Annotated in this window: 22 protein-coding genes and 3 pseudogenes; 9 read left to right on the forward strand and 16 right to left on the reverse strand. The window is 67.2% G+C overall.

The features are described 5' to 3' along the window. Nucleotides 1–17 precede the first annotated feature (17 nt). The 6 genes and pseudogenes from OG972_RS48020 to OG972_RS48045 all read right to left on the reverse strand — a co-directional run bounded on the left by OG972_RS48020 (nt 18) and on the right by OG972_RS48045 (nt 5,312). Nucleotides 18–957 (reverse strand): annotated as a pseudogene (locus tag OG972_RS48020) (tyrosine-type recombinase/integrase). Nucleotides 958–1,120: 163 nt separating this feature from the next. Continuing rightward, on the reverse strand, nt 1,121–1,573 hold the full coding sequence (locus tag OG972_RS48025) for a DUF4158 domain-containing protein (protein WP_266993393.1): 453 nt from the start codon (nt 1,571–1,573) through the stop codon (nt 1,121–1,123). A gap of 307 nt (nt 1,574–1,880) precedes the next feature. Next, nucleotides 1,881–2,285 carry a hypothetical protein gene (locus OG972_RS48030; protein ID WP_266993394.1) on the reverse strand — a complete coding sequence of 135 codons (405 nt, stop codon included), beginning with the start codon at nt 2,283–2,285 and terminating at the stop codon, nt 1,881–1,883. A gap of 21 nt (nt 2,286–2,306) precedes the next feature. Next, nucleotides 2,307–3,893: a hypothetical protein gene (locus OG972_RS48035; RefSeq protein WP_266993395.1), complete on the reverse strand. Its 1,587-nt coding sequence runs from the start codon at nt 3,891–3,893 to the stop codon at nt 2,307–2,309. A gap of 16 nt (nt 3,894–3,909) precedes the next feature. Then, nucleotides 3,910–4,239 (reverse strand): helix-turn-helix transcriptional regulator, encoded by a 330-nt coding sequence (locus OG972_RS48040; RefSeq protein ID WP_266993397.1) that lies wholly within the window; start codon nt 4,237–4,239, stop codon nt 3,910–3,912. Next, entirely contained in the window at nt 4,239–5,312 is a 1,074-nt protein-coding gene (locus tag OG972_RS48045) for a site-specific integrase (RefSeq protein WP_266993399.1), read from the reverse strand. The genes OG972_RS48040 and OG972_RS48045 overlap by 1 nt, the downstream gene beginning before the upstream one ends. A 300-nt stretch (nt 5,313–5,612) precedes the next feature. Between OG972_RS48045 and OG972_RS48050 the strand changes: the two genes are divergently transcribed. Then, entirely contained in the window at nt 5,613–6,008 is a 396-nt protein-coding gene (locus tag OG972_RS48050; RefSeq protein ID WP_266993401.1) for a hypothetical protein, read from the forward strand. A 232-nt stretch (nt 6,009–6,240) separates the two neighbouring features. After that, nucleotides 6,241–6,456, forward strand: coding sequence for a GNAT family N-acetyltransferase (locus OG972_RS48055; protein WP_266993696.1), 216 nt, complete (start codon nt 6,241–6,243; stop codon nt 6,454–6,456). A gap of 254 nt (nt 6,457–6,710) precedes the next feature. Here the strand turns inward: OG972_RS48055 and OG972_RS48060 are convergent, their stop codons facing one another. After that, nucleotides 6,711–6,905 carry a hypothetical protein gene (locus OG972_RS48060; protein ID WP_266993403.1) on the reverse strand — a complete coding sequence of 65 codons (195 nt, stop codon included), beginning with the start codon at nt 6,903–6,905 and terminating at the stop codon, nt 6,711–6,713. 209 nt (nt 6,906–7,114) lie between these two features. Further along, nucleotides 7,115–7,249 (reverse strand): annotated as a pseudogene (locus tag OG972_RS48065) (alpha/beta fold hydrolase); the annotation flags it as partial. Between OG972_RS48065 and OG972_RS48070 the strand changes: the two are divergent. Further along, nucleotides 7,226–7,972: a hypothetical protein gene (locus OG972_RS48070; protein WP_266993719.1), complete on the forward strand. Its 747-nt coding sequence runs from the start codon at nt 7,226–7,228 to the stop codon at nt 7,970–7,972. The pseudogene OG972_RS48065 and the gene OG972_RS48070 overlap by 24 nt on opposite strands. A gap of 234 nt (nt 7,973–8,206) precedes the next feature. Here the strand turns inward: OG972_RS48070 and OG972_RS48075 are convergent, their stop codons facing one another. Both OG972_RS48075 and OG972_RS48080 read right to left on the reverse strand, forming a co-directional pair. Continuing rightward, on the reverse strand, nt 8,207–8,578 hold the full coding sequence (locus tag OG972_RS48075) for a VOC family protein (RefSeq protein ID WP_266993405.1): 372 nt from the start codon (nt 8,576–8,578) through the stop codon (nt 8,207–8,209). An 86-nt stretch (nt 8,579–8,664) separates the two neighbouring features. Beyond that, the gene (locus OG972_RS48080; protein ID WP_266993407.1) at nt 8,665–8,790 is read right to left on the reverse strand and encodes an RICIN domain-containing protein; all 126 of its coding nucleotides are present in this window, start codon (nt 8,788–8,790) and stop codon (nt 8,665–8,667) included. 92 nt (nt 8,791–8,882) lie between these two features. Here OG972_RS48080 and OG972_RS48085 point away from each other — a divergent pair, with 92 nt between their 5' ends. The 3 genes from OG972_RS48085 to OG972_RS48095 all read left to right on the forward strand — a co-directional run bounded on the left by OG972_RS48085 (nt 8,883) and on the right by OG972_RS48095 (nt 11,905). Continuing rightward, the gene (locus OG972_RS48085; RefSeq protein ID WP_266993409.1) at nt 8,883–10,103 is read left to right on the forward strand and encodes an NAD(P)/FAD-dependent oxidoreductase; all 1,221 of its coding nucleotides are present in this window, start codon (nt 8,883–8,885) and stop codon (nt 10,101–10,103) included. A gap of 21 nt (nt 10,104–10,124) precedes the next feature. Next, nucleotides 10,125–11,084: a sigma-70 family RNA polymerase sigma factor gene (locus OG972_RS48090; RefSeq protein WP_266993411.1), complete on the forward strand. Its 960-nt coding sequence runs from the start codon at nt 10,125–10,127 to the stop codon at nt 11,082–11,084. A 326-nt stretch (nt 11,085–11,410) separates the two neighbouring features. Beyond that, nucleotides 11,411–11,905 (forward strand): recombinase family protein, encoded by a 495-nt coding sequence (locus tag OG972_RS48095; RefSeq protein ID WP_266993413.1) that lies wholly within the window; start codon nt 11,411–11,413, stop codon nt 11,903–11,905. On the opposite strand, the gene OG972_RS48100 is transcribed toward OG972_RS48095, so the two are convergent. The 3 genes from OG972_RS48100 to OG972_RS48110 all read right to left on the reverse strand — a co-directional run bounded on the left by OG972_RS48100 (nt 11,897) and on the right by OG972_RS48110 (nt 16,308). Continuing rightward, a complete protein-coding gene (locus tag OG972_RS48100; protein ID WP_266993415.1) occupies nt 11,897–13,099 on the reverse strand; it encodes an IS110 family transposase in 1,203 nt (400 codons plus the stop codon). The genes OG972_RS48095 and OG972_RS48100 overlap by 9 nt on opposite strands. Before the next feature lie 555 nt (nt 13,100–13,654). After that, nucleotides 13,655–15,085, reverse strand: a complete 1,431-nt coding sequence (locus OG972_RS48105; protein WP_266993698.1) for an IS1380 family transposase — start codon at nt 15,083–15,085, stop codon at nt 13,655–13,657. A gap of 32 nt (nt 15,086–15,117) precedes the next feature. After that, complete coding sequence (locus OG972_RS48110) at nt 15,118–16,308, reverse strand: group II intron maturase-specific domain-containing protein (protein WP_266993416.1); 1,191 nt, start codon at nt 16,306–16,308, stop codon at nt 15,118–15,120. On the opposite strand from OG972_RS48110, the gene OG972_RS48115 reads away from it, so the two are divergent. Continuing rightward, a complete protein-coding gene (locus OG972_RS48115) occupies nt 16,307–17,548 on the forward strand; it encodes an IS4 family transposase (RefSeq protein WP_266992288.1) in 1,242 nt (413 codons plus the stop codon). The genes OG972_RS48110 and OG972_RS48115 overlap by 2 nt on opposite strands. 190 nt (nt 17,549–17,738) lie before the next feature. Here OG972_RS48115 and OG972_RS48120 read toward each other — a convergent pair whose 3' ends face one another. Both OG972_RS48120 and OG972_RS48125 read right to left on the reverse strand, forming a co-directional pair. Further along, on the reverse strand, nt 17,739–18,494 hold the full coding sequence (locus OG972_RS48120) for a reverse transcriptase N-terminal domain-containing protein (RefSeq protein ID WP_323136005.1): 756 nt from the start codon (nt 18,492–18,494) through the stop codon (nt 17,739–17,741). A 1,006-nt stretch (nt 18,495–19,500) separates the two neighbouring features. Beyond that, nucleotides 19,501–20,712 (reverse strand): IS4 family transposase, encoded by a 1,212-nt coding sequence (locus OG972_RS48125; protein ID WP_266993418.1) that lies wholly within the window; start codon nt 20,710–20,712, stop codon nt 19,501–19,503. A gap of 133 nt (nt 20,713–20,845) precedes the next feature. Between OG972_RS48125 and OG972_RS48130 the strand changes: the two genes are divergently transcribed. After that, entirely contained in the window at nt 20,846–22,501 is a 1,656-nt protein-coding gene (locus OG972_RS48130; RefSeq protein WP_266993420.1) for an IS1182 family transposase, read from the forward strand. An 89-nt stretch (nt 22,502–22,590) separates the two neighbouring features. Here the strand turns inward: OG972_RS48130 and tnpA are convergent, their stop codons facing one another. Further along, nucleotides 22,591–23,019 carry an IS200/IS605 family transposase gene (gene tnpA / locus OG972_RS48135; protein ID WP_266988239.1) on the reverse strand — a complete coding sequence of 143 codons (429 nt, stop codon included), beginning with the start codon at nt 23,017–23,019 and terminating at the stop codon, nt 22,591–22,593. Nucleotides 23,020–23,070: 51 nt separating this feature from the next. Here tnpA and OG972_RS48140 point away from each other — a divergent pair. After that, nucleotides 23,071–24,269: pseudogene (locus OG972_RS48140) on the forward strand (RNA-guided endonuclease InsQ/TnpB family protein). The last annotated feature ends 15 nt before the right edge of the window (nt 24,270–24,284 follow it).

Below are 24,284 nucleotides of genomic sequence, written 5' to 3' on the forward strand. Positions count from 1 at the left end.
GTCCCGCCGGGGCTGGCTCAACGCCTGCTGTCGCCGGGCGCAAGCAGGCTGGTGACCTCGGCGATGGCCTCCGCGGAGGGCTTGAAGTAGCGGCGGACGTTCTCCGGCTTCTTGTGCCGTGACTTGGCCATCAGCATCAACAAGGAGGCGCCCTGTTCGCCCAGGTGCGTCAGCGAGGAGTGGCGGAACTCACGCAGGCCCCAGCCGGTGCCCGGACCCTGGTGGGCGGTGTGGTCGTCCAGCAGCGCCCGGGCCTGCCCGTACGACAGCCGGGCCAGGCGGGTGTCCGGGCACACGTTCCGGGCACTGACCACCTTGCCCGGGCCGGGGCGGCGGTGGGTGGTGAATACCGGGCCGCGGGTGCGGCCCTTGAGTAGCCTGGGCAGCAGCCGGGCGGTGCCCGCGTCCCAGTACACCGTCTCCAGCACGAAGTCCTCCCGCGCGGTGCCCCGGCGCCGCGACTTGGCCCGCGCGCCCTTGGCCTAGACCGGGCCACGGCGGCCGACGAAGTCCAGCTCCTCGATGTTCATCCCGAGAATCTCCTCCGCGCGGGCGGAGGTCTCGTACAGCATCCGCCACAGCGCCTTCTCCCGAACCGGCACCTCGCGCCGGGCAATCAGCCGGTCGATCGCCATCTTCGAGCGGGCCGGGGTCTCAAAGTCCGGCACCGCCAGCCGCTTCGCCCAAGCCGGCACCGCCGGGCCTCCGTAGCCGCGCTCGGTGCACCACGACAGCCACGAGCCCACCGCGCCGCGGCGGGCGTTCCAAGGTATTGACCGCCGAGGAGCCCCACAGCGCCTCCAAGGCTTCGCCGATCTCGTCATTGGCGACCGCGGCCAGCGGCCGGCCCTCACCGAGCCGCGCGGCGATCTTGCCCACCCCGATGCCGTAGTTGCGGACGGTGTGCGGGTTGCCGAGCGCGTCGAGGAAGGCGTCAGCCGCGCCGCGGAGGGTCAGTGACGCTCGGAGGGGGGCTTGTTGGTGTACGGGGTGGCGGCTGGCCTGGTGTGTTGCTGATTGGTTGAGAGGCTGGGTGGGGTGTTTGAGCGGGGAGGCCAGGGTGTGTGACCTGGGGTTGTGTCTTCTGCGCTGAGAGGGGTCGGGCTCGTTGAAGGTAGCGTCAGCGCCAAAAGGCCCGGGGTGCATTTGTGCTGGTCAGGGCTGTTCTGCGTGCTCGGTGGGTGGGGTTAGCGGGTTCGTGTGGGGCGGTGGTGGGTTTCGGCGAGGTGGTCGAGGCGGATGGCTTCGAGTGATGGACCTGGTCCTCCTGCGTGCACTCGCGGAGTCCGAACGCCGCCCGGACCTCCATCCGGTGCCTCTTGATCGCCCGCCCGGACCAGTCATAGGCGCCCCACTCCTCGGCTGGCACCTTCACCTGCTGGGCCACGTACGACACCGCGGCCGCGGGAACCTCCGCCTCGTCCTCCGGGAAGCGCGCCTCCACCTCGAAGAACTTCAGCAGCAGCGCGAAGCCCAGCCGGTTCGCCCCCGACTTGTTCCGGAGCCGCTGCTGGTCCTCCTCCAGCAGCGTCCAGACCTCGATCAAGTCCTCCGGCTCCCACTCCCGACGCACCCTCGGCTCCTTTCCTTGATCACCGCAACGCGACCAAGGTGATGCGAGCACAGCAGAGTCAGGGCCAGAACGCCGGAAGCCGGGACAACAGGCCGTCAGATCGGTTACAGAGAGCTACTTGTCACTTCGCGGCAGCTTCGGGAGTGCAGGGCCGTGATCCCCGTGGGTTCGCAATAACTGAAGGGTTCTCAGCGGGAACCCGGGGGTCCGTTGCCCTGATTCCCGGGTAGGGACCGTTGGGTTTGTGGTGAACCCGTGTGCGTGACAACGCTGAGTGTGGAGTCGTGGGGCGTCATCCAGATTCGCTTCACGCTTCGTCGCGGTGGGTGAGGTGACCGCCGGTGAGTCGCCAGTAGTGGAGGTGAGGGGTCTGTCGCCAGGTCTCGTCGGCGGCGATGGCCTGTGTGACCCATTCGTGCAGTTGCGGGAGGGCATGCGCCTTTAGAAGGGCTCGGGTGGCAGCACGCTCAGTGGCGTCGACGGCGGGGACATCGATTCGGAAGCCGACCGCGTCCGGGTGGATGCCGTGGCCGTAGTTGAAGGGTTCTGGAGCAACCCACTCGACTCCCAGGACGATCGTCCCGCTGTCGTGCCCGGTCAGGAACCGAAGGTCCGTGACGCGGTCCAGGTGGGCGCCGAGACACTCGTTGATGTCGGTGGTGGTCAGTGGCCAGGCACGGTGCCGGGGCAGTCTTCGATTTCGTGCGGACATGGAAGGAAGAATGGCAGAGGATCAGTGACTGTCCTCATGGGCGTCCTGTTCGGCGGCGGTTTCCAGAAGTTGGCGGGCGGAGGCCGCATAACGGATGGCGGTCTTCTCGTCGATGCCGAAGACGAGGGACAGGTGGAGTGGGTCGGCGCCGTGGGTAAGGGCTTCTTCGAGCTGGCGGTCGACGCGGAGCCTTTCCAGGGTGGCGGTGAGGTTGCGGGTGGCCCGGGTGGTCCAGAGCTTTCCCGCCGGTCCGAGTTCAACAGCCGTCTTCTGGGTGATCAGCAGGTGGGGGTTGGCCGTGTTCGGCCAGCGGCTGCGGCGGTAGTCGAGCCAGTCCAGGACAGCACGGCGGGTGAGGTCATCGAGCGGGCGGACGTGACCACCGACGGTGATGCGCCGGTTGCCGAGGTCCACGTCCTCCAACTGCATCGTGCGAATCGTTTTCGGTCGTGCCGCGTGGACGGCGGCCAGGGCGATGATGAGCCGGATGTCCGGGGTGGTGGCGGTGGCGATCGCCTCGTCGATGTCCGCCGGTTCGAGGGACTGGATGACACTGCCGGCCTGCCGGGGGACACGGATCCGGATCGTGGGGTTGCGGAAGATCCGGCCGTTCCTCTTCGCGTGTCGGAACAGCGACCGCAGAGCGACGATCCGGCTCTCGCGTTGCTTGCCGGTGACGGCGTCCCGGGCCGCGATGACGTCCCCCCGAGTGACTTCCCGCAGGTGGTCGTAGTGGCTGGACCACTCCAGCAGCACCGGCTGGATCTCGCCCATGTAGGCCCATGCCGTGTGCCGTGCCCGAGGCTCCGACCGCGGGCCACCGTCGAGCAGGGTGCGAGCCCAGGCCTCGACGTCGCGCCGAATGCCGTGGGCCACTGCGTGGAGTTTGCGTTCCATCCACCGATCGATCGCAGGGGCACGATCGTCGGTGAACAGGCCGAGACGGTCCAGGACTTCGGCGGTCCGCACGACCGGAAGCCCGCGGCCGCGCAGGGCCGGGAAGAGTTCGGAGTACCGGATTGACTCGCCCTCGCGGTAGCTGGACAGCACGATGATCAGGGCCCGGTCCACGTCGCTGGTGATCCAGCGGCTCCAGCCGCGGGCCTCGCCCAGCGCGTGGGCTGTCTGCCGGGCCCGGGCGAGCCAGGGGTTGGCCAGGTCAGCGTGCCGTTTCCGGTCGAACCCGCGGAAGTCCCGGGCGGCGGTGAACAGCGGCAGCTGCATCCAGCCCGTGATCACGGGGGGCGGATCGGGGGCTGGTGACCGCTTCAGGGCCCGCCGCCCCTGTTTGCCGACCTGCGATCCGCGGTTGCGGGGCCGCTGCAGGTTCGCGAAGAACAACTGCTGGCAGGTCACCTGCCGTAGGTACGGTTCCAGCACGGATGCCTTTCCGCTGGCCTTGATCGCCCAGCTGGCTTGGGCCCGGCAGAGGCGGCAGTAGCCGTACTTGTCATCGACGGGGACCTGCCGACGGCAGCCGGCGCATCGTCCGACGGCGTGTTGCTGGCCGTAGGTGTAGCAACCGCGGCAGAACCGGCCGGGCAGTTGTCCCCAGGCGAAACAACCAGTGCAGGAAGCCGCCGGCTTGGTGTCGCTGATCTTTCCCATCGCGGTAGTGCCGGTGTCACATCGGCGGCAGGGAGCGGCCGTCGCGGCGCTTGGGAACGACGGCCGGGACCACGGTCGAGCTGGCCGTGGCTTCACGAACGCCAGTCTGCTGGCCAGGACGTGTGACCTTCTCGGGTTCGGGGATCAGAAGATCGCCGATCCCGCAGTCGAGCACGACGCAGATGACATCCAGGTCCTCCAGCTTGAGGGAGACCGGCTGGCCGGACCACAGGCCGGACATCTTCCCGGCCGAGATCACCAAGCCGTGTTCGGCCAGGCTCCGCTGGAGCTCGGATGCCTTCCAGATCCCTTTGTTCGCGGCGGTCAGCCGCAGGTTCCACTGCATCACAGGAGTCCTTCCAGCCGCTTCGCGGCCCGCTGCTGCCCGGCCACCCAGGCGTCCTCGACCCGGGTCTGCTGGACGTGGATGTACCGCATCGTCGTGGCGATCCAGGAATGCCCAAGAACCTCCTGGATCGCGAGCAGGTCAAGGCCGCCGAGGTAGAGCTCGGATGCGCAAAAGTGCCGCAGCACGTGCGGCGTGAGCTTGTCGCCCCAGCCCGGCAGATGGGCTTTCGCCGCAGCTGCCAGGCCGTTTCGCAGTGCGTCGTCGCCGATGCGGCGTGAGGAGCCGTCGGCGTTCTTCCGCTCCGACGGGAACAGTGGGGCCCCGGGGTGGGTGTGCTCGTCGTCGAACTGGCCCCAGACGTCCTCGATGAACCACCGCAGCATGCGGTCGGCGCCGTTGATCAGCGGCACCATCCGCTCGCGCGGGCCCGAGCCGCGGGCGCCCTTGCCATGACGGACGTGAAGCTTGCCGAAGCGGCCAAAGTCCCACTTGATGTCGGCCAAGTCGAGCTTGCACGCCTCGCTGACCCGCAGGCCGACCTGGGACATCAGCTTCGCAGCGGTGTAGTTCCGCGCGGTCGGGGCGAACTTCCGGCAGGTCGCCAGTTCACCGCCCCAGCCGGTGAACAGCGTCTTGATCTCCGGCTCGGTCGGTGGGATTCGCAGTGCCGCGTCCTTGGACCCGCGAGGCCGGTTCATCTCGTCGATCGGGCACTCGACCACGCGCCCGGTCAGCCGGTGGATCTCGACCTTGTGCCGTACTTCCAGGAACAGGAAGTACGTGGTCAGCGCCTGCGAGCGGGCGAGCCGAGTGCCGCTCGGCGAGCCCCGCAGTACCTTCCCGAAGTACACGTCGGCGTCGGCAGGCTCCATGTCCCACAGCGGTCGGCCGAACCAGGCCCGCATCTGATCGAGGTGCCCGACGTCCCCGCGGATGGTGCCGTCCGCCAGGCCCGCCGAGGCACGCGCGAGCACGAACCCCGCCAGCACGTCGGTCTCGAACTGCTCCAGCTCTTCCGCCGAGACCGGATCGCGGAACTCACGCAGGTCACGTACGACAGCGAGCGACAACCCATGCCCCCTCACCTTCAAACCGAATGCGAATCGGTCGGACACGGTGAGAACGCTTCAAGAATCCCGAAGTTACGTCACTCGGCGACAAGACACCTAGAAGAGGGAGAACCTCCTGGCCACAGCGGTAGACACCGAGTGGGGCTCAGGAGAACTCACGGGATGTCGCACAGCCGGACATGACCGACCGGCCGAAGGGTTCACATGCGACCGCACGCGCCCGTCCTGCATGTGTCCCCATGGCAGGAAACATGGCGACCTGGTGCGAGGCAGGTGTCGCACGCCTTCTAAGGTGTGAACATGACTCAGTACCGCAAGGGCCTCGTCCTCGATTTCGGTGGTGTGCTGACGACCCCTCTGCTGCCTGCCGCACTCGCTTTCGAGAAGCGCGAGGGACTGGCCGCGGGGACTCTGCTCACCGGCCTCTACCTGGACCCCGAGGGAATCCGGCTCACCGAGAGGCTGGAACGCGGCACGCTCACCCAGACACATTGGAACGAGGCGGCCGGCCGGCTCCTCGGTGTCCGGCCGGAGAACCTGATGGGCCGCGTCTTCGCCGACCTGCGCCCCGAGACCTCGGTGATCGCCGCGGCGGCTGCCGCGCGCCGGGCCGGAGTGAAGGTCGGCATCCTCTCGAACTCCGTCGGCCTGGCCCCGTGGAACCTGTACGACGGATACGAGCTGGAGAAGCTCTAAGAGCTTGTCGGGTGGCTGATCATGCGCGAAGCGTGACGGTCGCGGTCTGCCCTCCGGGCATGGCGACGGCCCCGGAATGATCACGTGGTGTGTGCCAGTGCGACAACTCCGAGGCCGTCAGCGGCCCATGCTATCCGTCCAGCCTGACCGATGAGATGTGGGAGATCATCCGGCCGCTCCTTCCCGTGCGTGACCTGCGGAAAGGAGGCGGGGTGCGCAAGTACGGCGGGCGATCGTCACCGAGCGGCATGTCGGGCTCGCCGCCATCGGGACCCTGCCCGAGTACTGGCGGCGCGGTCTCGGCCGGGCGGTCACCGAGACGGTTCTGCGGGACGGGCGGGCCGCCGGCGCTCGTACGGCCTACCTGCACTCCAGCGACGAGGCGGTACCGCTCGTCGAGCAGGTCGGCTTCCGTACCGAGGAGTCGTGGACCTCCTTCACGGGCTGACGTACGACCCCGCGACCGCCGACCGCCCGTTCTCCTCACCCGTCCCGGTCCGGACGCGCTTCAGAGCCTGTCGGTGAGCGGGAGGTGAGCCAAGAGCCGCTTGTGCGTCTGATCCCACGGAGAGGGACCGAAGGGACCGGCATCCGGGATTGTGGAGCGGTCCCCGCATGCTCACCTCCGGTGCCGATGGGATCGCAGGGTTCGCTGTCGGCGCCGGAGGGGCGCCTGCCCAGGGGCCGCTCGGCCCGGACGGTCTACAGGCCCAGGTCGAGGGCCAGGCACGAGTAGTACTTCCACGAGTTCTCGTCGCTGTAGGAGGCATTGCCCCCGCTGCTCGGCGCGGCCTCCGTCTCTTCGGTCATGTCCTCGAAGCGGATCCGCTCGGGAAGCTTGCCGAAGCGTGCGTGCCGTGCCGCCGTGTCGGCATCCGTGGTGAGTTCCTTGTTCATGACCATGCTCCACTTCGTTGATCGTGGATTGCGTCCTGCCTGTCGCCTTGGACGACTGTCATCAGCGTGCACTCTCATTCGTCACCTGTCAAGCCGGTGACGAGAGTCGTGGTGGGAGTCATGGAGGACACCTGCGGGGGCGCGCCTGTACACGCACATGCCGGCGCCGGTCCGCGGGCCGGCGCCGGGCACATGTTTCCGTTCTGCGGTCACCCCATGGCATCGACTTCGAGGATCGCGGTGGCGAACGCGTCGGGTCGCTCCTGGGGAAGGTTGTGACCGGCGCCCGGAACGACGTGGTGCCTCCAGGGACCTGAGAAGTGAGCGGCGTAGCCGCTCCCGTCAACGGAGCCCGGGACGGGCACGGGTACGGCACCCACGTGGCGTCCACGATCCTCTTCGGCGCCTATGCCTGTGGTCCGACGGCCCCGCCCACCGAGCCGACCCTCGACTACACCTGCGACTTCACGTTGCGCAACCAGTCCGGTGGCGAAGTCGAACGGCGTCTGACGCCACTGCAGTTCGACTACTGGGGGCTCCTCACCATCACTGGCAAACTCGCCGGCTACGACCTGCCGGCGGAATCGGCCCGGTACACGTTCGAGGCCAGGACCAACGGGGTCAGGACGGAATGGACGTACAGCTCCGACAAGCCGGCCAAGGATGACGCTCCGCAGCTCCACCCCTGTGTGGGCAAGGTGGTCGGCGACAACCGGGCGGCCTGCCGTCCGGAGCCGCTGACCTTCCTGCGGTACGACCTCGGTCTGGCCCTGGACAACACCGCCAAGGCCGGGGCCACCCATCAGATCACGATCGTCGGCTACCACCAGGAGGGCCTCACCGCCTCGCCCAAGCTGACTTCCCTGCACGTCGAGGCCAGCTACGACGGGGGCAAGACCTGGCGTCCGGTGTGCACCGAGGAAGCCGGGACGGACACCTTCACCGCGAAGATCAAGAACCCGAGCCGGAAGCAGGCGCCCGAGGGCGTCGGGCTGCGGATCAGCGCGACCGACAGCCAGGGCAACACTGTCAAGCAGACCCTCCCCACGGCGTACAAGTTGCGCTGACGGGTGCCGCTGCAACGGTGAACCGACCGAAAGGTCATAGGCCGGGGCGAGACTGAGCTCTCGCCCCGGCCGTCCGCTGTCCCTCGACAACACCTCGACAACCCCGGGTGCGCGCAGCGTCGGCGGCTGACCGCACCTCCGGCTGGTCGCCCGGTGTGCCACCGGTCGGGGCGGGGGGTGTCTGCCGGAACTTCCTCGACAACCACGTCGTCCCCAGCAGTCCTCTTCCGGCAATCAGAGTCTGCTGATGCAGAAGGGATGCCCGGCCGGATCGGTGAGGACCCGCGCCTTGTCCCCGTGAGGCTGATGATCCGGCTTGCCCGCACCCAACTCCAGCAGCCGGGCCTCGGCTTCGCCCAAGCCCCCCTCGATCTTGAAGCAGATGTGCAGCTGCTGCGGAACGATGTGGTCGGGCCAACTCGGAGCCCGGTAGTGGTCAACCCGTTGAAAACCGATCAAGAGTCCGTGCTCGCCGTTGAGGCCCGCGAAGTCGGCGTCCGACTTCGGGTGCAGTTCAAGGCCGGTGGCCTGCTGATAGAACGCCGCCAAAGCCAGTGGATCGGGGCAATCAAGCGTTATCGCAACCAACTGCATCTGCAGGGGCATGGCATCTCCAGGCCGGTCGATGGACTTCCGGGATGAACACCCTGGAGACGTATCAGAACCTCGCCCTGCCCTCGGTCATCAGGTGCTCAGTCCGTGGACCACTTCTGGTTGGGGCTACCGGCGCAGGACCACAGCTGGAGCCGGGTGCCGTTCGCGGCCTGCATCTGCGCCGCCTCGGCGTCGCGAGCATCGTCGGGCGGCGCTCCTGCCACTCTGTGACCCACATCACATGAAGTTCCTGTCAGCAATCGGGGCGCTGTTCCGCTCAAGTCACCGGGAGCAAGCGAACCGACAGGAGCATCGCATGAAGCACCGCATCGTCGTCCTCGGCGCCGGCTATGCCGGGGCCTACGTGGCCGGGACCCTGGCCCGCCGGCTGTCCCCGGAGGACACCGAGATCACCGTGGTCAACGCTGTGCCTGACTTCGTCCAGCGAATGCGGCTGCACCAGTTGGCGGCCGGCCGGGACATCGCGGCTCCGAAGCTCGCCGACGTCTTCGTGGGCACGGGGATACGGCTGCGCCTGGCCCGTGTCACCGCCGTCGACCCCGAGCGCCAGGTCGTCGCCGTGGTCGACGCCGACGGCGGCGGCGAGCTCGGCTACGACACGCTTCTCTACGCGCTCGGCAGCCGCGGCGACGACCACGGCGTGGCCGGCGCGGCCGAGTACGCCTTCGACGTCGCCGCCCGGCCCTCGGCGCTGCGCCTGCGCGAGCGCCTGGACAGCCTGGGCGGGCGGGGCGAAAGCCGGAATGTGGTGGTCGTCGGCGACGGGTTGACCGGCATCGAGACCGCCACCGAGATCGCCGAATCCCGGCCCGGCCTGTCGGTGACGCTGGTCGCCCGCGGAGAGCTGGGCGCCCGGCTCTCCGCCGGAGCCCGCAGCCACCTGCGCCAGGCCTGCGACCGGCTGGGCATCACCGTCCTGGAGCACACCGTCGTCGAGGCCGTGGAAGCGGCGCAGGTGCTGTGTGCCGACGGCACCGCCCTGGCATCCGACGCAACCGTGTGGACGGCCGGATTCGCGGTCAACCCCTTCGCCGCCGCCGGCGGGCTGGAGGTCACCGAAAACGGTCGGATCGTCGTCGATCGCACCATGCGGTCGGTCTCGCACCCGAGCGTCTACGCCGCCGGCGACGGCGCCTACGCCATCGGCGACAACGGCCGGCCGCTGCCGATGTCCTGCGCTTCGGCCGGCTACACCGGCATGCAGGCCACGGCCGCGATCGTGGGACGCCTGACCGGCCGCAAGGTCGCGAACACCAAGCTGGTCTACACGTACAACCACATCAGTCTCGGGCGGCGGGACGGGATCCTGCAGATGGTGGACGACGAAGGGCAGGCAAAGCCGAAGTACATGGGCGGCCGGAAGCCCGCGCGGATCAAGGCGGGCATCCTCAAGATGTCGCTGTGGGCCGCCTCGCACCCGACCTTCGGCATGCCCAAGCGCAAGCACCGCCTGGCCGCCGCGCCGGACGCGACCGCCGAGAACACGGCCGCGTACGCCGAGAAGGCGGTCGAGTAGCCGCCTCGTAGGGTGTTCCGCGTGGACGACACCGCCATGGATCGCTTCGACACCAGCCGGTTCGAGGCCAGCCGAAACCGGCTGGCCTCGCTGGCGTACCGACTGCTGGGCTCCGCCGTCGACGCCGAAGATGCCGTGCAGGATGCGTTCCTGCACTGGCAGGCCGCCGACCGGCAGCGGATCAAGGTGCCGGAAGCATGGCTGACCAAGGTCGTCACCAACCTGTGCCTCGACCGGCTCCGCTCGGCACAGGCCCGCCGCGAACGCACCGCCGGCGCCTGGCTGCCCGAACCGCTCCTCGACGGCGACCCGATGCTCGGCCCGGCCGACACTTTCGAGCAGCGCGAATCGGTCTCCCTGGCCGTGCTGACGCTCATGGAGCGCCTGTCACCCCTCGAGCGGGCCGTCTACATCCTGCGCGAAGCGTTCTCCTACAGCCACACCGAGATAGCCAAGATCCTCGACATCACCGAGACCGCAAGCCAGCAGCGCCTCCACCGCGCCCGCCACCGCATCACCGCCGCGCGCCGCGGCGGCGGCGAAGTCGATTCGGCATCCGCCCGCAGGATCGTCGAGGAATTCCTCGACGCTGCCTCCTCGGGCCGCACCGAACGCCTGGTGGCGCTGCTCACCGACGACGCGACCGCGATCTCCGACTCCAATGGCGCCGGCCTGGCCGAGACGCTGCTGCGGTACGACACTCCGCAGCGCATCGCCGCCATCGCACGGGCCGGCTTCAAGCCCACACCCGCGAAACGGCGGCTTGCCGGTGGCACGCCCGCCATCCACTTCGCGCTCGTCAACGGCGCCCCCGCCATCCTCTTCGTGATCGGCGACCAGGTCATCGGCGCCGTGACATTCGACATCGCAGGCGGCCGGATCGCAACCGTGCGCGGCATCGCCGCCCCCACCCGCCTCGCCCGCCTCACCGAAGCCTGGCGGCAACGCGAACCGGACACGCCGCTCATCACCCAGTGGTGACCCGACGCCGACCGCGGCCAGGCGCAGCGCCTGCGTTTCATAGGTGGTTGCTCGTGAAACACTGCGCCGCCCGACGATCATCCAGGGTTTTTCGCGATTCATGGGTTGTTGCAAACTGCTCGACATCTGAAACACACTCATGGAACAGTCCTGGGTCCTGAGCGACGACTTCAAGCGCGTGGAATCGCACGACTGCCCGATGTCCACCTGCGCCGCCCCGCCCCGCCCCGCCCGGCTCGCCGTGCCGGACCGGCAAGGGCAAGGGGGCGATCCATTACCACACCGCCCGCTTCCGCCTTGTGCCCCAACTCGCCAAGGTGCTCAGAGTGCCGACCCCCGCCGTACGCAAGCCGGGGGCGGTGTGGACCGAGCTGCCCCGGCCGGTGAGCGCCGGCGCCAAACCGGTCGGGCACGTCCGCCTCGGCTACGCACGCGCCTCGACCGCCCGGAAGTCATTCGACGCACAGCTCGACTCCCTCGCCGAAGCCGGGGTCACCCGCGTCTTCTCGGAGAAGATCTCCACCCGCGCCACCAGGCGCCCCGAGCTGGAGGCCACCGTGAAGCTCGCCGGGGAGATCCGCTCCTCCGGCGTCGCCGTCACCTTTGTCGTCCACGAGCACAAACGCCTCGGCCGCGGCATCGAACTCGCCATGCAGTGTGGTCTTGCCCACCCCAGCCATACCGCCCACCGCGGCGATCACGACATGCCTGCTGTCCCCGGCAACTTGATCCATGATTCCGTGCACGGCCTTCAGCGCCTTCTCATGCCCACGGAACACCCCAAGATCGGGGGGGTGCCCCTATGGGTTTGGTCAAGGTGATGGGGCAGGTTGGGGTTCGTAGAAGGTGCCGTCGCGGAGCATCGCGAAGAGGACGTCCGCTCGTCGGCGGGCGAGGCAGAGGAGTGCTTGGGTGTGGTGTTTGCCCTGGCTGATCTTCTTGTCGTAGTAGGCCCTCGATCGTGGGTCGGCGAGGGCGGCGAACGCGGAGAGGAAGAAGGCTCGTTTGAGCTGCTTGTTTCCTCTTCGGGAAGGTTGTTCTCCGCGGATCGACGACCCCGAACTACGGGTTGTCGGGGCGAGGCCGGCGTAAGCGGCGAGGTGGGCGGCGGACGGGAACGAACTGCCGTCGCCGACGTCGATGAGGATCCTGGCTCCGGTCCTGACGCCGATCCCCGGCATGGACGTCAGGACTTTGGAAAGAGGGTGGGACTCCAGCAGTTCCTCGATCCGGGCGGCCAGGAGCTTTCGCTGGTCAAGCACTGCGGTCAGCGAGCCGGCGAGGCTCGGGACAATCAACGTGGCCGCGTCCGTGCCCGGGACGACGACGGTCTGTTCGTCCAGGGCGGCGAAGATCTCCTCGACCAGTCGCTCGGCCATTCTCGGGGCCTTCGGACGTATCAAGGTCACGAGCCGTCGTCTGCCGGCCTTGCGGATCTGGGCCGGGGATCCGAACCGTTCCAGCAGCATCAGGACGGCCGGGTGCTGGATCCGCGGACCGAGAACCCGCTCCAGATGCGGGTGGATCTGCGTCATCAGCCCCCGCAGACGGTTGGAGACTCTTGTTGCCTCGCCGGCCAGGTCGTCGTCGAAGCCCACGACCATTTCCAGCTCGGCGATGGTCTCGTCCTCGAGATCGACCGAGCGAAGTGTGTGAGGCATGACGCGGGCCGCGTCCGCGATGACGAACGCGTCGCGGGCGTCGGTCTTTGCCTCGCCCGGATAGAGGTCCGCGATCCGCCGCATCGTCAGGCCGGGCAGATAGGCGACCGGGCAGTCCATGTCCCGGGCCACCGCCAGCGGCAAAGCGCCGATCGAGGCCGGCTGATCGACGACCACCAGCACGGTCCCGTGCTTGGCCTTCAGCTTGCCGAACACCTCGCGGAGCTTCGGCTCGCTGTTGGGCAGCCGCTTGTCGAAGGCTTTCTTCCCGGCCGGCGTGACGGCGGTGGCGTGGTGTTCGCCTTTGCCCACGTCCAGACCGAGGAAGGCACCGATGTCGCTGATGTCGATCACGCGCTTCCTCCGGTCGTCCTCACCCGGCCGTCCCACGGCACCGATCGCCACATCCACATTACGAAGAGCCTCCCGACCTGCGAAAAGGCCGGTGGTCATGCCCCTAATCAGCGGTCTGTCGATGCCTCCGGAGCCGGTGACACCACCCCCCAAGACATGCGATCGACAGGGGGAGAAAGTCATGCCAACTCCGGAGGCCGGGCGCCCCATTGCGGGGCCACCAAAACGGTAATGGGGGGGGCAGTTGCCGTGGAACCTGCTGCGCCCGCAACGTGGACGCCTGCACAAGGCGCCGACGCTCGCCCTCGTCCAGTTCGAGAGCGTCCATCCCTGTTCTTGCGTGGGTATCCCCGGCTTCAGCCGGGGAGGGAAACGCATCCTAAGCCTTGATCCACCGACGTGGTTTGGGGAGTGATCTTGTGACCGGTTTCGAGCCGGTTTCAGGTCGGCGGTTGGGCATGGGCAGGTTGGAGCCGCTGGTCTGCCCAGCTTTTCCACAGGGTTCGGTTCCGGTTGGGCCCTGGCGGCGGGCGGGTCGGGTAGGGGCTGTTCGTGTCAGCCGGGTGGGCCGTGGACGGTGTCGAAGAGGTGTGTCCAGGCGTGCTGCCAGGGCCAGTTGTGCGGCAGGTGCAGGGTGATGCGTCGTGCGGAGCGGGCGATCCGGGCCGGGACCTGGACCAGGTGGGTGCGGAGAGTGGCGGTGGTGGCTTTGGCGTGGAAGGCGGAGGTCAGGGAGCCGGTGGCCCGCAGCAGGTTGTAGGTCATCGCCCACAGGGTGAGCCAGGCCGCGTTGGCGTGGAAGTGTCCGGAGGGCAGGTGGGCCAGGGCGCCGGCTTTGCTGTCCGCGATGACCTGCTCGACCACGGCGTGGTGGCGGTGTTCCCGCTCGGCCTGCAGCGTTGCGGCAGGCTGGTCGGTGAAGAAGGGGTGGTAGCGCCAGACGGGAAACAGCTCGCCCTGCTCACCCACAACGGCGGGTTTGGCCAGGTCACGGACCCGGCGCACGATCAGTCGGGCAGTGACCTGGTCACTCTTTTTGCGGCTCGCGAACGCGGTGTATTCGGGTATCTCGGCGACTTCGGCGTCCGAGATGAGCTCACCGGTGGCGGGGTCGGGCACCGCGGTCGGGTAACTGATCTGCTGCCAGGCATCGTTGGGGATGCCGAGGACGGCCCGCTTGATGGAGGGGTTCATCCCGGTGGTGATCGAAAAGTGGGCGCCGGTCCGGCGGCATGCGGCGATCACCCCGGCGTTGTAGAACTGCGAGTCGGCCCGCAGGATACGGGTCCCGGTGCAGCCGGCCTCGCGGGCGGTGGCCAGGGCCTCGCTCACGAATTTCGGGGCGCCTCTGGAGTCTGCTGCCTTGCCGCGTCGCATCCGTACGCCGGCGATCACCGGCCGCGCGTGTGGGGTGCAGACCGTGGCGAGCAGTGGGTGCAGGGTGCGGATGCCCTTGAACCGGCCGTACTCGGCGCCCTGTTTCGCCCGGCCGTAGACCCGCTTGTGGGTGGAGTCGACATCGATGAACGCCAGCTCGTCCGAGTCCGGCAGCAAGGGGGCGTGCGCGGCCAGTGCGGCCAGGAACCGGCGGTGGACAGCGTGGAGTTGAAGGGCATGACCGTGGGTGAACGCGCGAAGGAAGGTGCCCAGCGTGGACGGGGCACGGGCACCTGCGAACACGGCCGGCATCGCCCCGTGCCGCAGGACGTGAAGGTCGTCGATGCTGTCCGCACCCGCGGCCATGCCGCCCACAATGCTGGTGACCTTGGCGTCCGCCGCAGCCCCCGCCCCGTTCTTCGCGCCGGTCAGCTTCACCTTCTCGGCCACCAGCCGCGACAGCCCGCACCGCTCGGCCAGCCGTAGCACCGGCAGCAGCCCGGCATACGCGATCAGGTTCGGGTCATCGAACGCAGCGGAGACCGCTGCCGGAGTATGGGAAACTTGGTCGGGTAGCGGGGATGCATTGCTGCATCCCCGCCCCCTCAGAACCGGGCGAGCGAGTTTCCCCGCACCACGGCTCAAGCAAGCCCCACGGGCTTCGCAGTAGCACTGTTTCCCCTGCCACGACGGCCTGTGAGCCGTTGACGGCAGTGGGTGTGCACAAGTTGGAGCGCTTCATCCTTCGCGTCGAGTCGCCCCTCGCCGGTAGCCCGGACTTTCCTGACTGACCTGCGAGTTGACGCCTGCCATGCTTCCCATTCCTGCGGGCTGCGTGGCTGGTCGTCGGCGTGCAGGAGCCGTTCCTTGCAGAGCGGACAGAGTCCGCGCTGTTCCCGGGCAAGGCGGAGGGTCTCCTTGTCCAGCGGAAGCGGTTTTCTGCTGCGACGCTTGGCCCAGTACTCGGAGAGGGCAGCATCGTCGGGAGACGCCGCCCCTGCGACCAACTGGTGCCGGACGATTTGCGTCCAGACGAAACGGACCATGTAAGCACCGCTGTTGCGGTCCCCAAAGACCCATCGATCGTTTCTGGACGGGTTGAACCGGTCGAAGTATTGGTTGATCACCCAGCTCTTCGACTTGTTCGGGTGCGCGCGAAGTGCCCACTTGTAGGTGACCCGCCACAGATGATGATCCACCAGGGCGAACACCTCTTTGGACACCACGCTCCGGTAATAAGCGGCCCAGCCCCGCACAATCGGGTTAATTTTGCGGAGCACCGCGATGGCGTTCGTCCCGTGCAGGGCGCTCATCTCGGTGGTGAGCCGGTCCCGGATCCGTTTGACCGCCGTGGCGCTGGGTTTGATGAGGAGCTTGCCGTTGGGATACCGGCGAATGTTGAACCCCAGGAAGTCGAATCCAGCATCGATATGCGTGATCCGGGTCTTGTCCTCGTTGAAGGCAAGACCTCGGGGTCCGAGCCAGTCGGCCAGCCGTGCCTTGACCTGTTCGGCCTGGTCACGCGTGTGACACAGAGCGACAAGATCGTCGGCGTACCTCACCAGCACCACGGAGCCCGGGACTGTCCGCGCAGCATTACTGCCGAGCGTCGAGTATCTGACTCCGGCGGCTTCCTCCAGCCCGTGGAGGGCGACATTCATCAGCACGGGACTGATCACCCCACCCTGAGGGGCAATGCCACTTAGATAAGCGGTCTGGTAATCGGTCGTCCACATATGCACAGGGACACGCCCGGGGTGTTTGTGGATGGTCAACTGATCCGGTTGCCGCACTTCCTTCCTGCCGGTGAACCGGTTATGTTCCTCGCTCATGGGCGGGGTGCGGGATAACGTGGTGCCGGTTTCTGGTGTGCGCTTGACCGACCGGGTGGGTGTCGGGGTTCTGACACGTCTGGTTCATCGGGACCTGGTCGATGAGGTACTCGCGGAGACGGGCCGTACAGAGAAACGGTCACGTTTGCTGCCGGCGCGTGTCGTCGTCTATTACGTGATGGCTCTGTGTCTGTTCTTCGGCGAGTCGTACGAGGAAGTGATGCGTCTTCTCGTCAACGGCCTACGTTTTCTGGGGACATGGCGGAAGGACTGGACGATTCCCACGACGGGTGCGATTTCCCAGGCGCGCCGGCGTCTGGGTTCGGAGCCGCTGCGGGTGCTGTTCGAGCGGGTGGCATTGCCCTGCGCGCAGCGGGGCACGCAGGGAGCGTGGATGGGTCGGTGGCGTCTGATGGCCATTGACGGGTTCGTCCTGGATATTCCTGACACCCCAGCAAATGATGGGGAGTTCGGCCGGTCCGGGGGCACACGAAATCCCGCGCCTTTCCCCCAGGTGAAGATCGTGGGGCTGGGTGAATGCGGGACTCATGCTGTGGTGGCGGCCCGGCTGGGTCCCTGGCGCGTGGACGAAGGCGTTCTCGCCGGGGAACTCGTCGCCGATTTCGAACCAGGCATGCTGGTTACCGCCGACCGGGGATTTTACGCATATCGTCTGTGGGAAGCGGCCGCGGCAACCGGTGCTGATTTGCTGTGGCGCATGCCCGACGGCCCTCATCTGCCGGTAGTCCGGCCGCTGAAGGACGGATCCTATGAGTCGTTCCTGCTTGACCCGAAGGTCCGTCGGCGGCGCGCAGTCCAGCGTCACCGCGGGTCGGACAACATAGAGGAGCCGTCCGGGATTCCGGTCCGTGTTGTCGAATACGAAGTGACGAACCGCGAAGGTAGAGGAGAGATCTTCTGCCTGATCACCACCGTTATGGACCCGGACGAGGCTGGTGCCGCTGAACTCGCCGCTGCCTATGCCGAACGGTGGGAGTTCGAGTCCAGCCTTGACGAGATCAAGACCCACCAACGCGGCCGCGGCGGTGTATTGCGCTCGAAAACACCGGACATGGTCGAGCAGGAGATCTGGGCACTGCTCCTGACCCATTACGCGGTCCGGCACCTGATGTGTGAGGCAGCCGAACAGGCCGACATCGACCCGGACCGCCTATCGTTCATGCGGTCACTTCGTATCATCCGCCGCCAGATCACAGGCCAGGCGGGTTTTTCCCCCTGACCGCCTCGCGAAGGCCCTTGAAGTCGCCCGCACGGAAATAATAGAAAGGCCCAATCCCCGTCGGAGACACCGCACCAGCCCACGAGCCGTAAAGCGTGTCCACGTCCACGCCTACAGAAAGAAGCAGCCCACCGAAACCATCATCCACCACCCCGACCCACCCCACATCAAAATCCTCGCCGTTTCCTAACTAAGTGGCATTGCCCTGAGGGGTCCCCTCTTCGGTCGGGTGCAGCCCATTCTTGTCGATCACACCTGCCTTGAGCCATTGCCTGACGAGGTCCTTGGCGGGGAATCCGTCGAGCTGGCTGAGCAGGTGAGCGTGATCAATCCTGTCGAATGCCGCTTTGAGATCCGCATCCAAAACCCACTGGCGCTTTGCGTGTTTTCCGTTCAGCGTCCAGTAGATGGCCTCGATTGCGTCCTGGCAGCTGCGGCCCGGCCGGAACCCGTACGATCTGGGCTCGAAGCGGGCTTCCCACTCGGGTTCCAGTGCATTCTTGGTCCGCATCTGGTGGACGCGATCCAAAATCACGGGAATCCCGAGCGGACGCTGCCGTCCATCGGGCTTGGGGATGTACACACGCTTGACCGACAGTGGTGTCCAGGACTTGCGGGTCCGATCCGTCTGCTCGGCGAGCCTGGCCCGGGCCGTGGAGGTCAGAGCAACCTCCCCGTCCACCCCTGCGGTCATGCGGCCAGCGTTGATCTGTGCCACCCTGCGCACGCTGGTCAGCGTGTTGGCACGGCTTCGCAACATCAACTTTTGCAGGGACCTGACCTTGGCCCAGTCCCCGTCCTGCGTCGCCTTGAAGATTCGCTGCCGCAGTCGTCGTACGTTGTCCTCCTGGGCCCGCCAGTTCACGGTGTCCCAGTTGAGGCGTCCGTCCTCCGGTCCGTTCACTCCGAGAGCCGCCATCGCAAGCGCGAACGCGTGTCCCGTCATCGTGTCTAACTTGCCCTTCGGTTCCGACTCCTGTGACCGGTCGTCTTCAAAAGCTCACCTGATCCACGTCAGCACCCTTTCGGGTCCGGGCATCGGCCCGTATCCGGCCAGTTATCCGGGACGGCTTCGGGAGAGCTCGGCCGCGATGCCCCGTTTTCCTGCTGCCTTTCGGCCTGCCGGCGTTCGCTTCTTGGACCATCCTGTTCCCGCCGGGGAGATCAACGTCCCTCACGGTCGGTCCACCTGCCGTTCCCACACGGCAGGACCCCGACGGGGTTTCCACGTTCCGCTGGTCCAAGACACAGCCGGGTAGGGCGCCCTCTCTCCCCCAGAGGCGACGGTGTTCACACGGCTGGTGAGATGCCCCCAGCCGCCGTCTGCCACTTCTCAACGGCCAGCCTCTACACCCCGGTCCAGCATCCATCACCCGAAGCTCACTTTGACGAGGGGTCATCGAGGATTCACTCGCGTTCGCCCGTCCGGCTTTCCCCTCACCTGTGACATCCGGATGGAACGGATGTCCTTGGGCTTGAGCCCTGAGCTTCGCACCCTGCCGTTACCAGCAGCGCACGTCAGGGCGGGGACAGGTCTTGAACACTGACCTGGGGCTACGTCGTCAACTTCATCGCCCCTCCCATGGACGAACCCACTTGCCACCAGCGACTTCGTGTCGCACCATCTACGAGGTGCCTTGCTGATTGTGCGTGCTGGAAGCGTCAGAACTCCCATCATCGCAGGTCAGCAGGCACCTCTTCTTGATTGCTCATCCACAGCACGCGAGTCACTCGGTGGATCGAGGCTAAGCCCAATACCGTTCAGTTAGTGGTTTCGGATGGTGATGTGGGGGCTGTGTTTGGGCTGGGGCCAGTGTGCGTGGTGGGAGCGTTTCGCGGCCCATTTCAGGACCTTGCGTTTGACGACTCGCGGGTGTGAGCGTTTTCGGCGGGGTGGGTTGAGGTGTTGGGTGAGCCATCGGATGGCGTGACGCCATGCTGCGTCGGCCGTGTCAGCGCTCGGAGGGGGAAAATGCGCCCTGCGCGACTGAACGGCGGGCGATGCGGAGGGCTTTGACGAAGGAGACTCTGTCGGGGTCCTGGCCGGTGTGCGCGGCGGTGTCGGCCATCAGGGTGCGGATGGCGTAGTGGCAGCACAGGTGTCCCCAGATTTCTTGCTGGACAAGGTCGGGGGCTTTCGAGCGCAGTACCGCGCGGGGCCCGCGTTGATGGGTCTTCAGTTCGTCGAAGGTTGTCTCGATCTCCCATCGTTGGGCATAGACGGCTGCGAGGTCCTCGGCGCCGACGTCGGCCGGGTCGAGGATCGTGGTCAGCAGCCGGTATTCCTCGGGGTTGTCCCGGCCGTCATCGACCGTGTAGTCGATCACTCTGACTGTGAGCGGCTGCGTCGTGGCCCGGTTCGTGCCCGACGTCGGGACGATCCGGGCCAGCCAGGACCCATCGGCCAGTGTTTCCAGATGCCGGGGCCGCAGGTTCGTTTTCACTCGCCAGAGCAGATCCGCGCCCGTGGCGGCGGCCTGCTGCCACAGACGGAACCCGTAGAAGCCCCGGTCGGCCAGGACCAGTTGGCCCAGCTCCAGCCGATCGACGAGCTGCCGGGACAACTCGATCTCCGACACGCTGCACGGGCCGGTGGCAGCGTCGAAGATGGCATGAGTGCCGCATTCCGCCAATGCCACCAGGCGGGCCTGCGGAAACGCGGACTGCTCCCCCCGGCTGGAAGCCGGCCGCCCGAAGAATTCTGCGTTGGCTGCCGTGTCTGCCACGTCCAGGCACGTCCCGTCGATCGCCACCAGACGACGCCCGGCCAGCCACGACCCCGGCGTGTCCGGCCCCGCCAGCGGACGCGCAACCCGCGCGAAGAGATCCCGCACCGGCTCGAACCCCAGACGAGCCCTGGCCTGGAAGATCGCCGACTTCGAGGGCGGCGTGAACGACTCCGACCACCCCGACGCCCACGACAGCCCATCCGTGAGCTGCGCGAACACATCCTCGTAGGAGCCATCCGAATACAGCGCCATCCCCATCGAGAAGTACGCCATCACCCGCGCGGGCAAGGACCGGTGACGCCGCTCAGTACGCCCCGCCTCCTCGATCACCGCGTCAACCACATCCGCGGGAAACACCCGCGTCAGCAACCCCACAGACACCAAATCCGACAAGCGGACATCAGAAGACGGCTTCACCCAACCAGAACGCGGCATCCACCCACAATAACCCAGAAGCCCTTAACTGAACGGTATGACTCTGTTGGTGATCTTGTGAGGGATGCTGACAGGTCGTCTGTTCGGCGGTTCGCTGGAGTTGGGCGGGGTGGTTCCAGGGAGAGGGCCGGAGATGTCCATACGGGCCAGGAGTTACCAGCGGATTCCGACGCGGACGGTGTTGACGGCGTGGGCGGCGTGTCCGAAGGGCACGCCGGCGATGCTGATGCGGGACCGGTTGGATGTGGTGTTCGAGGATAATGAGTTCGCGGACCTGTATCCGAAGGACGGGCGGCCGGGCTTGTCGCCGGGGCAGTTGGCGCTGGTGTCGGTGCTGCAGTTCGCGGAGAACCTGTCGGACCGCGCGGCCGCGAACGCGGTCCGCACCAGGATCGACTGGAAGTACGCCCTGGGCCTGGAGTTGGACGATCCCGGCTTCGACCACTCGGTGCTGTGCGAGTTCCGGGCCAGGCTGGCCCAGGACGACGCGGCCGACCGGCTGCTGCAGGTGATGCTGCATCGGCTGACCGAGGCCGGACTGCTTAAATCCGGCGGTCGGCAACGCACGGATGCGACCCATGTGCTCGCGGCGGTGCGCACGCTCAGCCGGCTGGAGCTGGTCGGCGAGAGCCTGCGGGCCGCCCTCGAGCAGCTCGCCCAGGCGGACCCGGACTGGCTGCTGCCGCTGGTCGAGCCGGAGTGGGACAAGCGCTACGGGCGCAAGATCGAGATCGGCAAGGTGCCCGGCGGGAAGGCCGGGGTCACCGCCCTGGCCGAGACCTTCGGCCGGGACGGACACAAGGTCCTGGCCGCCGCGTGGGCGGCCGACGCCCCTCCCCGGCTCCGGGCGTTGGCACAGGTGGAAATCCTGCGCCAGGTCTGGGTGCACCACTACTTCTGGGATACCCGCGGGCGGCTGCGCTGGCGCGACGGCCACGCGCTGCCTCCGGCATCGCTGCGGTTCGACTCCCCGTACGACACCGACGCGCACTACTGCGTCAAACGTGACACCGCCTGGTCCGGCTACCGCACTCACTTCACCGAGACGTGCACGTCAGACCTGCCGGAGGTGGTCGTGCACGTGGCCACCACGATCGCCCCGGTCCAGGACGGCGAACTCACCGCCCAGATCCACGACGATCTGGCCCAGGTCGGCCTCATCCCGGCCGAGCACGCGGTCGACGCCGCCTACATCAGCCCCGCGCAGATTGAACGCGCTCACCGGGTGCACAGCATCACCCTGCTCGGCCCGGTCGTGCCCGACCACAGCCACCAGGCCAAAAGCGGGGCCGGCTTCGACAAGGCCGCCTTCGCCATCGACTGGGACCGCTGCCAGGCCACCTGCCCCCAGGGCACCGTCAGCCGCGAGTGGCGTCCCCTGCACATCAGCGGCCACAACTACATCCAGGTCAAGTTCGACAAGGCCACCTGCCTGGCCTGCCCCGTCCGCCCCCAGTGCACCAAGGCGGTCAGTGGTCCGCGCTCGCTCGCGCTGCTGCCCACCCGCGAACTGCACGAGATCCAGCAGCGCAACCGCCTCGACCAGCACACCGAAGACTGGCAGCGCCGATACGCGATCCGCGCCGGCATCGAAGCCACCCTCTCCCAGAACGTCCGCACCTGCGGCCTGCGCCGGACCCGCTACCGAGGCCTGCCAAAGACGCACGTCCAGCACGTACTGACCGGCCTGGCCTGCAACGTCACCCGCATCACCGACTGGATCGCCGACCCTGCGCACCCCCGGCGAGCACCCAGCCACTTCCACGCCCTCTGCACCGCCGTCACCTGACCCCCACAAGATCACCAACAGAGTCACGGTATTGAGGCTAAGCCCGGAGGCGCGAAGCGCCGGAGTTCGCTCCGCCTCTGTCGTTGCGGTCAGATAGGCCGCTTCTGGCCTTCGATGTACTGGCGGATTACGGTCAGCGGTGCACCGCCGCATGATCCTGCGAAGTAGGAGCGGGACCAGAACACTGACCCCATGCCGATCCGGTTGATGCGGCCGGTGTACTCGGCCCGCAGGTACCGGGAGCTTACGCCCTTGAGGGAGTTGATCAGTTTAGACAGGGCGACTTTCGGCGGGTAGTGCACCAACAGGTGCACGTGATCCGCCTCGCCGTTGAACTCGCGTAGCTCTGTCTCGAAGCTGGCGCAGACCTCTCGCATGATCTCCTCGCACCGTTTGAGCATGGCGTCATCGAAGATGTCACGCCGGTACTTGGTGACGAACACCAAGTGTGCGTGGAGGGTGTAGGTGACGTGCCGTCCGGTGCGGATATCGGGGTTTGGCTTCCAGCGTGGTGACATACGCCAAGCGTAGTATGATCAAGCGAGCCAACGTGGAAGGGGGTGGGTCGGATGATGCGTGCGTACAAGTTCCTTATGCGGCCCACCGTGGGCCAGACGATCGCACTGGGCGAGATGCTGCGCGATCACTGCTCCCTCTACAACGGTGCCTTGCAGGAACGCCGTGACGCGTACCGGCACGTATCGAAGACGAGCATCAAGTACGGGATGCAGTCCGCGCAGCTCAAGGAGATCCGGGTGCACGACCCGGAGCGTCAGGGCCGGTGGTCCTTCTCCTCCCAGCAGGCGACGCTTCGCCGTCTCGGCAAGGCATTCGCCGCGTTCTTCCGCCGCGTCAAGGCGGGGGAAACGCCGGGCTACCCGCGCTTCCGTGGCGTGAACTGGTTCGACACGGTCGACTTCCCCAAAAACGGGGACGGCTGCCGCTGGGACTCCACTCCGCACGACCCGGTCACCCGCGTCCGCTTCCAAGGTGTCGGGCACGTCAAGGTCAACCAGCACCGGCCGGTGGTCGGCAAGGTCAAGACCGTGTCCCTCAAGCGTGAGGGCAAGCGCTGGTACGTGATCCTGACCGCCGAGCAGACCGCGCCTAAGCCGCTTCCCGCGACCGGCTCTGTGGTCGGCATCGACATGGGCATAGCCAACTTCCTTGCCGACTCGGGCGGCGAGTTCATCGAGAACCCCGGCACGGGCGGAAGGCCGCCGCGAAGCTCGAAGCGGCACAGCAGGCTGTCGCTCGGTGCAAGCGCCGCAGCAACCGGCGTAAGAAGGCCGTCCAGAAGGTTGCGGACCTGCACCGAAAGGTTCGCCGTCAGCGCCTCGATCATGCACACAAGACCGCGTGGGGCCTGGTCCGCGAACACGACTTCATCGCGCACGAAGACCTTAAGATCCGCAACATGGTCAAGGCCCCCGCACCGAGGCCCGACCCCGACCGGCCGGGCAGCTTCCTGCCCAACAGGGCCGCCGCAAAGGCCGGACTCAACCACTCGATCTCGGATGCCGGATGGGGGGTGTTCCTGACGATCCTGCACGCCAAGGCTGAAAGTGCCGGACGAGACGTGATCGCTGTGGACCCCCGCAACACCTCCCGGACCTGCCCCGAATGCGGGCACGTCGCAGCGGAGAACCGGCCCACACAGGAGAAGTTCCACTGCGTCTCGTGCGACCACAGCGCGCACGCGGACACGGTGGGCGCCCTGAACGTTCTACGGGCCGGGCTGGTCCGTCGCGAAGCCGCACCGGCATAGCGAGAAGCCCCCTCG

It is taken from the genome of Streptomyces sp. NBC_01669, assembly GCF_026339735.1.
In the GTDB taxonomy this organism is placed as follows: Bacteria; Actinomycetota; Actinomycetes; order Streptomycetales; family Streptomycetaceae; genus Streptomyces; species Streptomyces yanii.